Below are 13700 nucleotides of genomic sequence, written 5' to 3' on the forward strand. Positions count from 1 at the left end.
GGCTGAGCGCGCGGCGGGCGATCGCCACGCTTCTGGTCAGGGCCACGCCCTGCGACACCCCCAACGCAGCGAAGACGAAGAAGGAGACACGCGCGTGAGCGTCACCGCAGCCAAGGGATTCACGGCGGCAGGAATCGCCGCCGGGATCAAGGCCCCTTTCATCAGTGGGAGTGGCGGCAACCCGGACCTGGCCCTCGTGGTCAACAACGGGCCGCGCCTGGCCGCCGCCGGTGTCTTCACCTCCAACCGCGTCAAGGCCGCGCCGGTCGTGTGGTCCGAGCAGGTCGTCAAGGGCGGCGTCGTGAGCGCGGTCGTCCTCAACTCCGGCGGCGCCAACGCCTGCACCGGCCCGCTGGGCTTCCAGGACACCCACGCCACGGCCGAGGAGGTCGCCGAGGTGACCGGCGGCAGTGCCGCCGAGGTCGCCGTTGCCTCCACCGGGCTGATCGGCATCCGGCTCCCGATGGACAAGCTGCTGCCGGGGATCCACAAGGCCGCCGCCGAACTCTCCCCGTACGGCGGTGAGAAGGCCGCCATCGCCATCAAGACCACCGACTCCGTCCACAAGACCGCCGTCGCCGAGGGCGCGGGCTGGACCGTCGGCGGCATGGCCAAGGGCGCGGGCATGCTCGCCCCCGGCCTGGCCACCATGCTGGTCGTCCTCACCACGGACGCCGACCTGGACGCCGCCACCCTGGACAAGGCGCTGCGCGCCGCGACCCGTACGACCTTCGACCGGGCCGACTCCGACGGCTGCATGTCGACCAACGACACCGTGCTGCTGCTCGCCTCCGGCGCGTCCGAGGTCACCCCCGCCTACGACGACTTCGCCGCCGCCGTCGAGAAGGTCTGCGCGGACCTGGCCCGCCAGCTGATCGGCGACGCCGAGGGTGCGTCCAAGGACATCAAGATCGAGGTCGTGGGCGCGGCGAGCGAGGACGACGCGGTCGAGGTCGGCCGTTCCATCGCCCGCAACAACCTCCTCAAGTGCGCCCTCCACGGCGAGGACCCCAACTGGGGCCGGGTGCTGTCCGCGATCGGCACGACCGCCGCCGCCTTCGAGCCCGACCGGCTGAACGTGGCCATCAACGGGGTGTGGGTGTGCAAGAACGGCTCGGTCGGCGAGGACCGCGACCTGGTCGACATGCGCTTCCGCGAGGTGCACATCACCGCCGACCTGGCGGCGGGCGATCAGACCGCCACCATCTGGACCAACGACCTGACGGCGGAGTACGTCCACGAGAACAGCGCGTACTCGTCATGAGCACTACTCGCAAGCACACCGCCCTGCCCAAGGCCGAGATCCTCATCGAAGCGCTGCCCTGGCTCACCCGCCACAACGGCAAGATCGTCGTCATCAAGTTCGGCGGCAACGCCATGATCGACGAGGAGCTGAAGGCCGCGTTCGCGCAGGACGTGGTCTTCCTGCGGCAGGCCGGTCTCAAGCCGGTCGTCGTCCATGGCGGCGGCCCGCAGATCAACGCCCAGCTCGACCGGCACGGCCTGGTCAGCGAGTTCAAGGCCGGCCTGCGGGTCACCACGCCCGAGGCGATGGACGTCGTAAGGATGGTGCTGGCCGGGCAGGTGCAGCGCGAGCTGGTCGGGCTGCTCAACCAGCACGGGCCGCTCGCGGTCGGCATGACCGGCGAGGACGCCCACACGATCACCGCGACACAGCACTTCCCGCAGATCGACGGGGAGTCCGTGGACATCGGCCGGGTCGGCGAGATCACCGCGATCGACACCGGCGCGATCGAGGCGCTGCTGGAGAACGGCCGGATCCCGGTCGTCTCCTCGATCGCCCGCAGCGCCGAGGACAACCACGTCTACAACGTCAACGCCGACACCGCCGCCGCCGCGCTGGCCGCCGCGCTGGGCGCCGAGACGCTGATGGTCCTCACCGATGTCGAGGGCCTCTACGAGGACTGGCCCAACAGCGACGAGGTGATCAGCCGGCTCACCGCCGCCGAGCTGGAGAAGCTGCTGCCCGAGCTGTCCAGCGGCATGGTCCCGAAGATGGAGGGCTGCCTCCACGCCGTGCGCAACGGGGTCAACACCGCCCGCGTCATCGACGGCCGGGTCGCGCACTCGATCCTTCTTGAGATCTTCACGAATGACGGCATCGGCACGATGGTCGTGCCCGACCAGCCGAACGACGAGCCGAACGGAACCGAAGGGGGACGGTCATGACCAACCAGGAGTTCGCACAGCGGTGGCAGGGCTCGCTGATGAACAACTACGGCACCCCGCGGCTGCCCCTCGTGCGCGGCGAAGGCGCCAGGTTCTGGGACGCCGACGGCAAGGAGTACCTGGACTTCCTGGGCGGCATCGCGGTCAACGCGCTGGGCACCGGGCACCCGGCGGTCGTGGAGGCGGTCACCCGGCAGATCGGGACGCTGGGCCATGTCTCCAACTTCTTCATCGCCGAGCCCACCCTCGCGGTGGCCGAGCGGCTGCTCCAGCTCGCCGGCCGGCCCGGCCGCGTACTGTTCTGCAACTCCGGCGCCGAGGCCAACGAGGCCGCCTTCAAGATCGGCCGGCTCACCGGCCGTACGCACATGGTCGCCACCACCGGCGCCTTCCACGGTCGGACCATGGGCTCCCTCGCCCTGACCGGCCAGCCCGGCAAGCAGGACGGCTTCCACCCGCTGCCCGGCGATGTCACGCATGTGCCCTTCGGGGACGCCGAGGCGCTGCGGGCGGCGGTCACCGAGCAGACGGCCATGGTCATCATCGAGCCGATCCAGGGCGAGAACGGCGTGGTCGTGCCCCCCACCGGCTATCTGCGGGAGGCCCGCGAGATCACCCGGGCGACCGGCACCCTGCTGGTGATGGACGAGGTGCAGACCGGCATCGGCCGGACCGGCCACTGGTTCGAGCACCAGGCGCAGGGCGTCGAGCCCGACGTCGTCACGCTGGCCAAGGGGCTGGGCGGCGGGCTGCCGATCGGCGCGGCCCTCGCCTTCGGCGACGCGGCGGAGCTGCTGACGCCGGGCAGGCACGGTACGACCTTCGGCGGCAACCCGGTCGCGTGCGCAGCCGCGCTCGCGGTCCTGGACACCATCGCGGCCGACGGGATCCTGGACAACGTCAAGCACCAGGGCGAGAAGCTGCGCGAGGGGATCGAACTGCTGGACCACCCGTTGGTCGATCATGTGCGCGGTGCGGGCCTGTTGCTGGGTATCGTGCTCACCGAGCCCCTCTCGCCCCAGGTGCAGCAGGCGGCTCAGGAAGCCGGGCTTCTGGTGAACGCCGCCGTGCCGAGCGTGGTGCGGCTCGCGCCTCCGCTGATCGTCGGGGACGCGGAGACGGATGCGTTCCTCCAGGCGCTGCCCGGTATTCTGGATTCTGTATACGATGTACACAGTGAAGAGCGAGCCGGAGAATGACACGACGATGAGCGAGGCCCAGGCGCAGCAAAGCGGCGGGGGCGGCCAGTCCGTACCGCAGACCCGCACGGCCCGCCACCGCCGGATCGTGGACATCCTCAACCGGCAGGCCGTGCGGTCGCAGAGCCAGCTCGCCAGACTGCTCGCCGACGACGGGCTGAGCGTCACCCAGGCGACGCTCTCCCGCGACCTCGACGAGCTGGGCGCGGTCAAGATCCGCACCAACAACGGCGAGCTGATCTACGCCGTGCCCAGCGAGGGCGGTTACCGCACCCCGCAGGCTCCGCTCGGCGAGTCCGTCAAGGAGGAGCGGATGAGCAGGCTGGCCGGCGAACTGCTCATCTCCGCCGAGGCCTCGGCGAATCTGGTCGTCGTACGCACCCCGCCCGGCGCCGCCCAGTTCTTCGCCTCGGCGATCGACCAGGCCGAGGTCTACGACATCCTCGGCACGATCGCCGGCGACGACACCGTCATGCTCATCAGCCGCAGCCCCAGCGGCGGCCAGGCCCTCGCCGACCACCTGCTGCGGCTGGCGGCGGGCGAGCGCTGACCTCAGGGCTCACACCACCGGGCTCAGCCCGCCGTCGAAGTTGATGCCGGTGCCGGTGATGTACGCGGCCCGGGCGGACAGCAGGAAGACCACCAGGTCGGCGAACTCCTCCGCCAGGCCGACCCGGCCGAGCGGGATGTCGGAGTTGGCGGCCAGTGAGGTGTAGAAGTCCTCGACGGGGACGCCGAGTCCGGCGGACTGGCGGACCCACTGGCCGCTCTCGACCAGGCCGACGAGGACCGCGTTGACCCGGATGTTGTCGGGGCCCAGTTCCTTGGACAGGCCCTTGGTCAGGGCCAGCCCGGCGGCGCGGGAGACGGAGCTGGGCATGGAGCCGGCGCCGGGGGCCTTGGCGGCGATGGCGAGGGTGTTGACGACACTGCCGCCGCCGGCGGCCCGCAGGTGGGGGAGTGCCAGGCGGGTCAGGCGGACTGCGGCGTGCAGCTTGAGCTGCAGGTCCTCCTCCCAGGCGGAGTCGTCGTGCGCCTCGAAGAGACCGGGCGCACTGCGGCCGGCGTTGTTGACCACGGCGTCCACGTGCCCCCAGCGGCCCTCCGCCGCCGACAGGAAGCGCTCCAGGTCCTCCTGGCGGGTGACATCCGCGGGGACGCCGAGCACGTCGGCGCCGTTCTCGCCCAGTTCCTTGACCAGCCGGCCGACGCGCTCCGGGTCGCGTCCGCACAGCGCGACACGGGCACCCTCGGCGGCCAGCCGCCGCACCAGGGCAGCGCCGAGGCCGTCCGAGCCTCCGGTGACCAGAACGACCTTGTCGTTGAGTTCCAGATCCATAAGCGGCATTCTCGCGGTCAGCGGGTGCCGTACGTCAAGCTTTGCAAACTACGCCGCGCTAAGCCGTATACCGCCCGAATCCGCTCGTCTGCCAGGTGCCGCCGTCCGAGGTGACCGCGAAGCCCTCCGCGTCGGGCAGTTGCTCCAGCCAGGCGCGGGCGCGGTCGCCGCCCATCGCGTACGCGGCCGTGGCCCACGCGTCCGCGTCGGTGAGGCCGGGGCAGACGACGGTGACCGAGGCCAGGTCGGTGACCGGGGGCTCGCCGGTGTTGGGGTCGAGGATGTGGCAGCCGCGCTCGGCGGGGCCGGAGGTGGCCACGGCCAGCTCGTCATGGGCCTGGACGATGGCGGCCAGCCCGCCGGGGTGGTGCGGGTCGGAGATGCCGATCCGCCAGGGGCCGCCGTGCAGCTGGATGTCGCCGCCGCCGTTGAGGCAGACCGACTCCGCGCCCGCCGACACCAGCATCCGGGCCGCCCGCTCCACCGCCCAGCCCTTCACCAGGCCGGTCGGGTCGAAGGCGCTGCCGCCGTCGTTCTCCATGTCGTAGCGCGCGCTGAACCAGCCGTCGCTGAGCCGCTCGGCGTCCTCGCACAGCCGCAGCACCTCCCACACGTCCGGGTCGCAGCGTGACAGCGCGAGCTCGTCGCGGGCCAGCCGGCTGATCTGGCTGTCGGGGAGGAAGGTGGAGAACACCTCGTCCACCCGGTGCAGCCAGCACACGGCGGCGTCGAGTGCCGCCCGGGTCCTGGCCGCACCGGCGCCGGACCCGGCCCCGCGCACGTCGAAGGAGAACACCGTGCCCATGGCGTGCTCGACGTGGCGGAGCCGGGTGTCCTCGGGGGCGGAGGTGGAGGTGGAGGTGCTGGATTTCTGAGCCATGACGTCAGAGTCCCGCCTTGTCGATCGCGCTCTGCAAGGACTTCTTGTAGGCCTCGCTGGTGTAGCTCGCCCCGGAGACGGCGTCGACGTTCGCGCTCTGCGCGGTCACCACCTCCTGGTTGAGTTTGGGAACGGCGTCGCCGCCCGGACCGGTGGTGGGTGCCTGCAGGGTTTCCGCCTTGGTGATCTTGCCGCCGCTGACCGTGAGCTTCACCTGGACGGCGCCGTACTGGGCGTCGACGGAGTCTCCGGTGACGGACTTCGTGGCGGCCGCGCCACCGCCCGGACTCGCGGCGGCGGTGGACCCGGAAGACCCGGCGACGGACTTCGTCGGCAGGGGACCCGAGGACGGCTCGTCCTGCTGGGCGCCCTCGCTGCCCTGGGCGTCCTGGGCGTTCTGCGAGGCCGTCGCCGACGGTGCCCCGGTGCCCGCCGGGGCCTGCGCGGCGGCGGTGGCCGAGCTGTCGGCCGGCTGCTTGAGGGCCAGCAGCAGGACGACGCCGGAGACGGTGGCCGCTGTGCTGAGCAGGATCCGGCGCAGCGGGTGCTTCTTCTTCACTGACTCTCACCTCGTGAGGTTGCTTTCACAGCTTTGACGGCTTCAACGGGCGTTCACGGCTTCAGAACTCGAAGGACTCGTGGTGGATACGGCGTTCCGGGACCCCGGCCTCGCGGAGCGTGTGGAACCACTCCGTCGTCAGCCCCGGAGGGCCGCACAGGAAGACGTCGTGCCGGTCGAGGTCCGGCAGCCGCGCCTTGAGCCCCTCCGCGGTGAACTCCGGCCGGGAGCCGTCCGGGCCGTTGACGGCGTACATCAGCCGCGCCCCGCGGTCCTTGGCGATGCCCTTCAGCTCGCCCCACAGCGCCAGGTCGTCCGTCGACTTCGCCCGGTACAGCAGCGTCAGGTCGCCGGGGGCCGCCGGCAGCGTCTCGAACAGCGCCCGCATCGGGGTGATGCCCGCGCCGGCGGCCAGCAGCAGCACCTTGCCCCGGGTGCGGCGGGCGGCGGTCAGGGCGCCGTACGGGCCCTCCGCCCACACCCTGGTGCCCGGCTTCAGGCTCGCCAGCGCCGCGCTGTGCCCACCGACCGCCTTCACCGTGATCCGCATCAGACCGGGCCGGGGCGGGGCCGACAGGGAGTACGGATTCGCGCTCCAGCGCAGCCCCGGGGTGAGGAACCGCCACCGGAAGAACTGCCCGGCCTCGGCGCCGAGCCGGTGCAGTTTGCGGCCGCCGATGAGTACGGACACGATGCCGGGCGCCTCCTCGACCGTCACGACGACCTTCATCCGGTGCCGGAGGTTCAGCCGGACCGGGGTGAGGACGCGGTACCAGACCACCAGCGCCGTGACCGTGAGGTAGAGCGCGTACCAGGCGGTGCGCGCGACGGTGCCACCGGCGAACTCCGCGCCGGTGGACAGCTGGTGCCAGAAGGTGAGGAAGACCGCCGCGTAGGTGAGGAGATGGATGTAGTACCAGGTCTCGTAGCGCATTCTTCTGCGCGCGGCGTTCGCCGAGACGAAGCCGACCAGCAGCAGCATCAGGGTGCCCGCGAACGCCTTGATCATGTCCGGGTAGTCGGTGACCACGGTCACGGCCTCGGACACGACACCGGCGTTCGCCAGCTCCGAGTAGCCATAGATGGTCAGTACGACGTGGGCGACGACCAGGCTGATCGCGTACCGGCCGCTCATCGCGTGCCAGCGCGCGACCCGGTCGGAGCCGACACGTTTCTCCAGGGCGGGTACGCGGGCCATCTGGGCGACGACCAGCGCGATCGTGTACGCCCCGAGCAGCCCGGTGATCCGGCCGGCGGCGATCAGCTGGTTGGCGGTGCCGACGACGTTGGGAGTGTTCTCCCACCACATCCACAGCACCACCGCCGCGCCGGCCCAGGCCAGCGCGACCAGCGGCACAGCGGGCGAGCGCTGCGGACGGATCCGGCGCATCGCGAGCCGCCGGCCGGCCCGGCTGTTCTGAATCATCGTCAACGGCCTGATCCCCTTCCCGCACAGCTGCCCGGAGCGCCTCTCCGGCACCCGTGCTTACGCGCGCGATGCCGGGGCGACTCAATTCCCCGATTTATCCAATGCGCTCTGCAGTGACGTGATATAGCCCTCGCTGGTGTAGGTCGCACCGGAGACGCTGTCGATGCTCGCGCTCTGCGCGGTCAGCGTCTCCTGCGTCAGGACGGGCACCGCGTAGTCGTTGATCTGCTGATCCTTGGGGTTGTCCTCGGGGACCTGGAGCACGTCGACGGCGGTCAGCTTGCCCCCGGTCAGGGTGATCTGGACCTGCACCGGGCCGTAGCGGGTCTGGATCGCGTCACCGGTGATCTTCTTCGTGGTGGACGCCGCGCCGGACGAAGCAGAAGCAGAAGCAGAAGCCGAGGCGGAGGAAGAGGCCGAGGAGGACGGCTCGGTCGCGCTGGGCGTGGCCGACGGCGTCGCCGACTGCGCGGCCGCCTGCGTCGTCACCGTCGTCTGGGTGTGCGGCTTCAGCGCCAGCAGCGCCGACACACCCGACACGGTCGCGACGGTGCCGAGCAGGACGCGGCGCAGCGGACGGGTACGGAAGGGATTCATCGCGGGCTTCATGACAGGCGGCTCACAGCTCGAAGGACTCGTGGTGGATGTGACGGGCCGGTACCCCGGCCGCGATCAGCGCGTCGTACGCCGCCTCGGCCATCCCGGACGGCCCGCACAGATACACGTCGTGCGCGGCGATGTCCGGCAGTACGTCCCGCAGCCCGGCCGCCGTGATCGGGACCCGGGCGCCGCCCGGGCCGTTGACCGCGTAGAACAGCCGGGCGCCGCGCGCCGCCGCTATCGTCTCCAGCTCGGTGCGCAGGGCCAGGTCCTGTGCGGTGCGGGCCCGGTACAGCAGCGTCAGGTCGCCGGGCGCGGCCGGCAGCGACTCGAACAGCGCGCGCAGCGGCGTGATACCGACGCCGCCCGCCAGCAGCAGCACCTTGGCCCTGCTGCGCCGCCCGGCGGTCAGCGCGCCGTAGGGCCCCTCGGCCCACACGCGCGTGCCGGGGCGCAGCGTGGAGACGGCGGCGCTGTGGCCGCCGAGTGCCTTGACCGTGATGCGCAGGGAGTCCGGCCGGGGCGCCGCCGACAGGGAGTACGGCGAGGAGGTCCAGTACAGCCCCGGGGCCAGGAACCGCCAGCGCAGGAACTGCCCCGGCTCGGCGGCCAGCTCGCCCAGCCGCTCACCGTGCACGACCACCGAGAAGACCCCGGGCGCCTCCGGGATCACGGCCGCCACGCGCAGGCGGTGCCGGAGGTTGAGACGTACGGGAGCGAGCACCCGGAACCACAGCACCAGGGCGGCGACGCCGAGATACAGCGCGTACCAGGCGGCCTGCGCAAGCGTGTTTCCGATGAACTCGTTGCCCAGGGAGAGCTGGTGGAAGAAGGCGAGGAAGAGCGCCGCGTACGTGAGCAGATGCAGGTAGTACCAGGTCTCGTGGCGAACCCGCCTGCGCACGGCGCGCGCGGAGACGATGCCGACGGCGAAGAGGATCAGGGTGCCGATGGTGGCCTTGAGCATGTCCGGGTAGTCGAAGACGATGCTCACCGTCTCCTCCCACACCGAGGCGTGGCCCTGGACCGCGTAACCCCACACGATGAGCACGACATGCGCGACGAGCAGGCAGACCGTCCAGCGGCCGGCCATGGCATGCCAGCGCGCCACCCGGTCACTGCCGACCCCGCGCTCCAGGGCGGGCACGCGGGCCATCAGGGCGACCAGCACCGCGCATGCGTAGCCGCTGAGCAGCCCGGCGATCCGGCCGCCGTCGGTCAGCCAGTCCGCCTGGGTCACGACCGAGGGCGTGCCCTGCCACCAGAGGGCGAGCACGGCGGCGGCCCCGGCCCAGATCAGGGCGAGCACGACGGGAGCGGGCGAGCGCCGGGGCCGCATCGGCGCGGGGGCGGCGCGGTGCCGGGTCCGAGGGGGTTCGTGGACGGTGGCCAAGGTGTGTCCTTCCGGTGTTCCTTCCGCCCCACTGTGGACACGCAACCTCTGAGGTTGCTCTCAGACCGAAATAATCCGACCCCATTCAGAGCGAACTCAGAGAAATCTGATAGACCCTGTACTGACCATGGAAATCCGACGAGCGGCCTCCGCCCGCATCCTCCCCGCGCTCACCCGTCCGGACGGCACCCCCGTCCGGATCCTTGTCGTGGACGACGAGCCGGACCTCACCGAGGTGCTGTGCGGCACGCTCCGGTACGAGGGCTGGCTGGTCTGCGGCGCGACCGACGGCGCGTCCGCCGTCGCCGCCGCCCGCGACTTCGAGCCCGACGCGGTGATCCTCGATGTCATGCTCCCGGACTTCGACGGCCTGACCGTCCTGCGCAAGCTGCGCGCCGAGCGCCCGCACGTCTGTGTGCTCTTTCTCACCGCCCGCGACTCCGTCGAGGACCGCATCGCCGGGATCACGGCGGGCGGTGACGACTACGTCACCAAGCCCTTCAGCCTGGAGGAGGTGCTCGCCCGGCTGCGGGGCCTCCTGCGCAGGGCGGGTATGAGCCGGGAGGTCTCCGACGACTCGCTGCTGACCGTCGGCGACCTGGCCATGGACGAGGAGGCCCGCGAGGTCACCCGGGGCGGCGATGTCATCGACCTGTCGCCGACCGAGTTCGAGCTGCTGCGCTTCCTCATGCGCAATCCGCGCCGGGTGCTCAGCAAGGTGCAGATCCTCGACCGCGTCTGGTCGTACGACTTCGGCGGGCAGGCGCATGTCGTCGAGCTCTACATCAGCTACCTGCGCAAGAAGATCGACGCCGGGCGACAGCCGATGATCCACACCGTGCGCGGCGCGGGCTACATCCTCAAGCCGGTGCCCGTCCCGTGATCCGCCGCGCCGCCGCCGGGCTGCGCCCGCACACGCTGCGCCCGCACACCCTGCGTTCCCGGCTGACCCTGGGGCTCGTCGTGCTGCTCGCGGTGAGCTGCGCGGCGGTCGGCGTGGCGGCGGTGATCGCACTGCGCGGCTTCCTCACCGACCGCGTCGACCAGCAGATCGGCGAGGCCGGCAGCCGCTTCCCGATCAGCCTTGAGCGCGGCACGGCCGTGTTCGACGGCCATGACGACCACGACGGCGACGAGTACGCCGACACCCGCAGCCAGGCCACCGGCACCTTCGGCGCGCGGCTGAAGAACGGCACGGTCACCGACCAGGCCGTGGTGCGCTCGGGCACCGACACGACGGTGGTGCTGACCGCTGCCGACAGGCGGGCACTGGCCGCGCTGCCGGTCGACAACCGCCCGCGCGACATCGAACTGTCTGCGCTCGGCGACTACCGTGCCATGTCCTGCAAGGGCAAGGACGGCGACGTCCTGATCACCGGCCTTCCGATGGAAGGGGTCGAGCAGACCGTCCACGAGCTGGAACTCGTCCTCGTGGCCGTCTTCGGCGGCGCCCTGCTCGTGGTGGGTGTGGCCGGGGCGCTGTGGGTGCGCTGGTCGCTGCGGCCGCTGCGGGAGGTGGCCGCCGTCGCGGTGGCCGTCACCGAGGTGCCGCTCGACAGCGGCGAGGTGGCGCTTTCCGCCCGTGCCCCGGCGACCGACCCACGCGGCGAGGTCGGCCAGGTCGCCGCCGCGCTCAACCTCATGCTCGGCCACGTCGAGGACGCGCTGTCCAAGCGCCACCGCAGCGAGCAGCGCCTGCGCAGCTTCGCCGCCGACGCCAGCCACGAACTGCGCACGCCCGTCGCCACGATCCGGGGCCACGCCGAACTGGCCATGCGGCACCCCGGCCCGGTGCCGCCCGAGGTCGCCCGGGCCCTGGAGCGGGTCGCCGCCGAGTCCGGGCGGATGGGCGAGATGGTCGACGACCTGCTGCTGCTCGCCCGCCTGGACGCGGGCCGCCCGCTGGAGAGCGAGCCCGTCGACCTCACCCGGCTCGTCCTGGACGGGGTCGACGACGCCCGCGCCGCCGGGCCCGGTCATCGCTGGACCCTCGACCTGCCCGAGGAGCCGGTCACCGTGTCCGGCGACGCCCACCGCCTCCAGCAGGTCGTCGCCAACCTGCTCGCCAACGCCCGGCTGCACACCCCGGCCGGCACCAAGGTCTCCGTAAGCCTCGAGGAAGAGCCCGGCACGATCGCGCTGCGGGTCGCCGACGACGGCCCCGGCGTCCCCGACGACGTACGGTCCACCGTCTTCGAACGCTTCACCCACGCGGACCGCCGCCGCCCCGGCGCCGGCAGCGGCGCCGGCCTCGGGCTGGCCATCGTCGCCGCCGTCATCGACGCGCACGGCGGCACCGTGGAGCTGGACAGCCGCCCCGGGGCGACCGCGTTCACGGTGCGGCTACGCAGGTGGTCGGAGCCGGCGTAGCCCGAGCTGGGCGTGTATCGCCGCGCCGGACGTCGCCCTCGCCCGGGCGGCGAGATCCTCGAAGTAGGGCATGGTCAGGGTGTCGTGCTCGGCGCGCTCGTTGTAGATGTAGGGGCTCAGCGACTGCTCCCTGGGCTCCTCCGGCAGCTCCGCGCGGATGTACTCGACGGACCGCAGGAACTCGGGGCTGCGGGTCTCCTTGAACATGTCGATGATGACCGGCAGCACATTGGAGTTGTCCGCCAGCCGCAGCTGCCTGAGCGATACGCCGAACGACGTCGCCAGGGCGCCGGCGGACACGAAGAGAGCCAGCAGGTTCAGTGCTGTTGATCCATCCATGCCAGGAGGCCAGGGGACCCGGGGATCCCGGGGTCCCGGCCGGGGCAAATTGACGAAACATACGAAGGAGTGCATACTTATGCTCACCAGCGTATGCGTTACCGCACCAGAGGAGAGGCCCGTGACCGAGCGCGTCGTACTCGCCTATTCCGGCGGTCTTGACACCTCCGTCGCCATCGGCTGGATCGCCGAGGAGACCGGCGCCGAGGTCATCGCGGTCGCGGTGGACGTGGGCCAGGGCGGCGAGGACCTGGACGTCATCCGCAAGCGGGCGCTCGCCTGCGGCGCGGTCGAGGCCGAGGTCGCCGATGCGAGCGACGAGTTCGCGGACGAGTACTGCCTTCCCGCCATCAAGGCCAACGCCCTCTACATGGACCGCTACCCGCTGGTCTCCGCCCTCTCCCGGCCGGCCATCGTCAAGCACCTCGTCGCCGCCGCCAAGAAGCACGGCGCCGGCATCGTCGCCCACGGCTGCACCGGCAAGGGCAACGACCAGGTCCGCTTCGAGGCCGGCATCTCCTCCCTCGCGCCCGGCCTGAAGTGCATCGCCCCGGTCCGCGACTACGCGATGACCCGCGACAAGGCGATCGCCTTCTGCGAGGAGAAGAACCTCCCGATCGCCACCACCAAGAAGTCCCCGTACTCCATCGACCAGAACGTCTTCGGGCGGGCCGTGGAGACCGGCTTCCTGGAGGACATCTGGAACGCTCCCATCGAGGACGTCTACGAGTACACCCAGAACCCCGCCACCCCGCGCGAGGCAGATGAGCTGATCATCACCTTCAAGCAGGGCGTCCCGGTCGCCATCGACGGCAAGCCCGTCACCGTCCTCCAGGCCATCCAGCAGCTCAACGAGCGCGCCGGCGCCCAGGGTGTCGGCCGGCTCGACATGGTCGAGGACCGCCTCGTCGGCATCAAGTCCCGCGAGATCTACGAAGCCCCCGGCGCGATCGCCCTGATCACCGCCCACCAGGAGCTGGAGAACGTCACCGTCGAGCGCGAACTCGCCCGCTACAAGCGGCAGGTCGAGCAGCGCTGGGCCGAGCTCGTCTACGACGGCCTCTGGTTCTCCCCGCTCAAGCGAGCCCTCGACGGCTTCATCAACGAGGCCAACGAGCACGTCTCCGGCGACATCCGCATGGTCCTGCACGGCGGCCGCGCCGTGGTCAACGGCCGCCGCTCGGACGAGTCGCTGTACGACTTCAACCTGGCGACGTACGACACTGGTGACACCTTCGACCAGTCCCTGTCGAAGGGCTTCATCGAGATCTTCGGCATGTCGAGCAAGATCGCCGCGAAGCGCGACCTCCAGCAGGGCTGAGACACTTTCCGCCTGCCCGCAATCAGGCCACCGGCGGACAGCCGCCGACGAAACCGCAACGACCACCGGAGGACCGGCCCC

The 13700-nt window shown here is 71.3% G+C and carries 14 protein-coding genes; 7 read left to right on the forward strand and 7 right to left on the reverse strand.

What is annotated here, in order from left to right; all coding sequences use genetic code 11:
* Positions 1–94 precede the first annotated feature (94 nt).
* From argJ to OG607_RS38655, 4 genes are read left to right on the forward strand one after another with little or no spacing between them, the layout of a single operon-like run.
* Positions 95–1264 carry a bifunctional glutamate N-acetyltransferase/amino-acid acetyltransferase ArgJ gene (gene argJ / locus OG607_RS38640; protein WP_405733928.1) on the forward strand — a complete coding sequence of 390 codons (1170 nt, stop codon included), beginning with the start codon at positions 95–97 and terminating at the stop codon, positions 1262–1264.
* Positions 1261–2190, forward strand: a complete 930-nt coding sequence (argB, locus tag OG607_RS38645; protein ID WP_405733930.1) for an acetylglutamate kinase — start codon at positions 1261–1263, stop codon at positions 2188–2190. Before argJ ends, argB begins: the two co-directional genes overlap by 4 nt.
* Positions 2187–3389: an acetylornithine transaminase gene (locus OG607_RS38650; protein WP_405733932.1), complete on the forward strand. Its 1203-nt coding sequence runs from the start codon at positions 2187–2189 to the stop codon at positions 3387–3389. Before argB ends, OG607_RS38650 begins: the two co-directional genes overlap by 4 nt.
* 7 nt (positions 3390–3396) lie before the next feature.
* Complete coding sequence (locus OG607_RS38655; protein WP_405737331.1) at positions 3397–3939, forward strand: arginine repressor; 543 nt, start codon at positions 3397–3399, stop codon at positions 3937–3939.
* Positions 3940–3948: 9 nt separating this feature from the next.
* Here the strand turns inward: OG607_RS38655 and OG607_RS38660 are convergent, their stop codons facing one another.
* From OG607_RS38660 to OG607_RS38685, 6 genes are all read right to left on the reverse strand, one after another.
* On the reverse strand, positions 3949–4728 hold the full coding sequence (locus tag OG607_RS38660; protein WP_405733934.1) for an SDR family NAD(P)-dependent oxidoreductase: 780 nt from the start codon (positions 4726–4728) through the stop codon (positions 3949–3951).
* 58 nt (positions 4729–4786) lie between these two features.
* Complete coding sequence (locus OG607_RS38665) at positions 4787–5533, reverse strand: FAD:protein FMN transferase (RefSeq protein ID WP_405737333.1); 747 nt, start codon at positions 5531–5533, stop codon at positions 4787–4789.
* 79 nt (positions 5534–5612) lie between these two features.
* Positions 5613–6167, reverse strand: a complete 555-nt coding sequence (locus tag OG607_RS38670) for an FMN-binding protein (protein ID WP_405733936.1) — start codon at positions 6165–6167, stop codon at positions 5613–5615.
* A gap of 61 nt (positions 6168–6228) precedes the next feature.
* On the reverse strand, positions 6229–7593 hold the full coding sequence (locus OG607_RS38675; RefSeq protein ID WP_405737336.1) for a ferric reductase-like transmembrane domain-containing protein: 1365 nt from the start codon (positions 7591–7593) through the stop codon (positions 6229–6231).
* An 84-nt stretch (positions 7594–7677) separates the two neighbouring features.
* The gene (locus OG607_RS38680) at positions 7678–8193 is read right to left on the reverse strand and encodes an FMN-binding protein (protein WP_405733938.1); all 516 of its coding nucleotides are present in this window, start codon (positions 8191–8193) and stop codon (positions 7678–7680) included.
* Positions 8194–8215: 22 nt separating this feature from the next.
* On the reverse strand, positions 8216–9589 hold the full coding sequence (locus tag OG607_RS38685) for a ferric reductase-like transmembrane domain-containing protein (RefSeq protein ID WP_405733940.1): 1374 nt from the start codon (positions 9587–9589) through the stop codon (positions 8216–8218).
* A gap of 127 nt (positions 9590–9716) precedes the next feature.
* Here OG607_RS38685 and OG607_RS38690 point away from each other — a divergent pair, with 127 nt between their 5' ends.
* Positions 9717–10472 carry a response regulator transcription factor gene (locus OG607_RS38690; protein ID WP_405733942.1) on the forward strand — a complete coding sequence of 252 codons (756 nt, stop codon included), beginning with the start codon at positions 9717–9719 and terminating at the stop codon, positions 10470–10472.
* On the forward strand, positions 10472–11959 hold the full coding sequence (locus OG607_RS38695) for a sensor histidine kinase (RefSeq protein ID WP_405737339.1): 1488 nt from the start codon (positions 10472–10474) through the stop codon (positions 11957–11959). The genes OG607_RS38690 and OG607_RS38695 overlap by 1 nt, the downstream gene beginning before the upstream one ends.
* Here the strand turns inward: OG607_RS38695 and OG607_RS38700 are convergent.
* On the reverse strand, positions 11933–12298 hold the full coding sequence (locus OG607_RS38700; protein WP_405733944.1) for a hypothetical protein: 366 nt from the start codon (positions 12296–12298) through the stop codon (positions 11933–11935). The two genes, OG607_RS38695 and OG607_RS38700, sit on opposite strands and share 27 nt — an antisense overlap.
* 121 nt (positions 12299–12419) lie before the next feature.
* Here OG607_RS38700 and OG607_RS38705 point away from each other — a divergent pair, with 121 nt between their 5' ends.
* Complete coding sequence (locus OG607_RS38705) at positions 12420–13619, forward strand: argininosuccinate synthase (protein WP_405733946.1); 1200 nt, start codon at positions 12420–12422, stop codon at positions 13617–13619.
* Positions 13620–13700: the final 81 nt, after the last annotated feature.

It is taken from the genome of Streptomyces sp. NBC_01537 (genome assembly GCF_045040445.1).
Lineage (GTDB): Bacteria > Actinomycetota > Actinomycetes > Streptomycetales > Streptomycetaceae > Actinacidiphila.

Coding starts and splice junctions, on each gene's coding strand:
- OG607_RS38675 (WP_405737336.1), bottom strand. CDS start 7,593: ATGATTCAGAACAGCCGGGCCGGCCGGCGGCTCGCGATGCGCCGGATC.
- OG607_RS38650 (WP_405733932.1), top strand. CDS start 2,187: ATGACCAACCAGGAGTTCGCACAGCGGTGGCAGGGCTCGCTGATGAAC.
- OG607_RS38660 (WP_405733934.1), bottom strand. CDS start 4,728: ATGGATCTGGAACTCAACGACAAGGTCGTTCTGGTCACCGGAGGCTCG.
- OG607_RS38680 (WP_405733938.1), bottom strand. CDS start 8,193: ATGAATCCCTTCCGTACCCGTCCGCTGCGCCGCGTCCTGCTCGGCACC.
- OG607_RS38690 (WP_405733942.1), top strand. CDS start 9,717: ATGGAAATCCGACGAGCGGCCTCCGCCCGCATCCTCCCCGCGCTCACC.
- argB (WP_405733930.1), top strand. CDS start 1,261: ATGAGCACTACTCGCAAGCACACCGCCCTGCCCAAGGCCGAGATCCTC.
- OG607_RS38655 (WP_405737331.1), top strand. CDS start 3,397: ATGAGCGAGGCCCAGGCGCAGCAAAGCGGCGGGGGCGGCCAGTCCGTA.
- OG607_RS38665 (WP_405737333.1), bottom strand. CDS start 5,533: ATGGGCACGGTGTTCTCCTTCGACGTGCGCGGGGCCGGGTCCGGCGCC.
- OG607_RS38700 (WP_405733944.1), bottom strand. CDS start 12,298: ATGGATGGATCAACAGCACTGAACCTGCTGGCTCTCTTCGTGTCCGCC.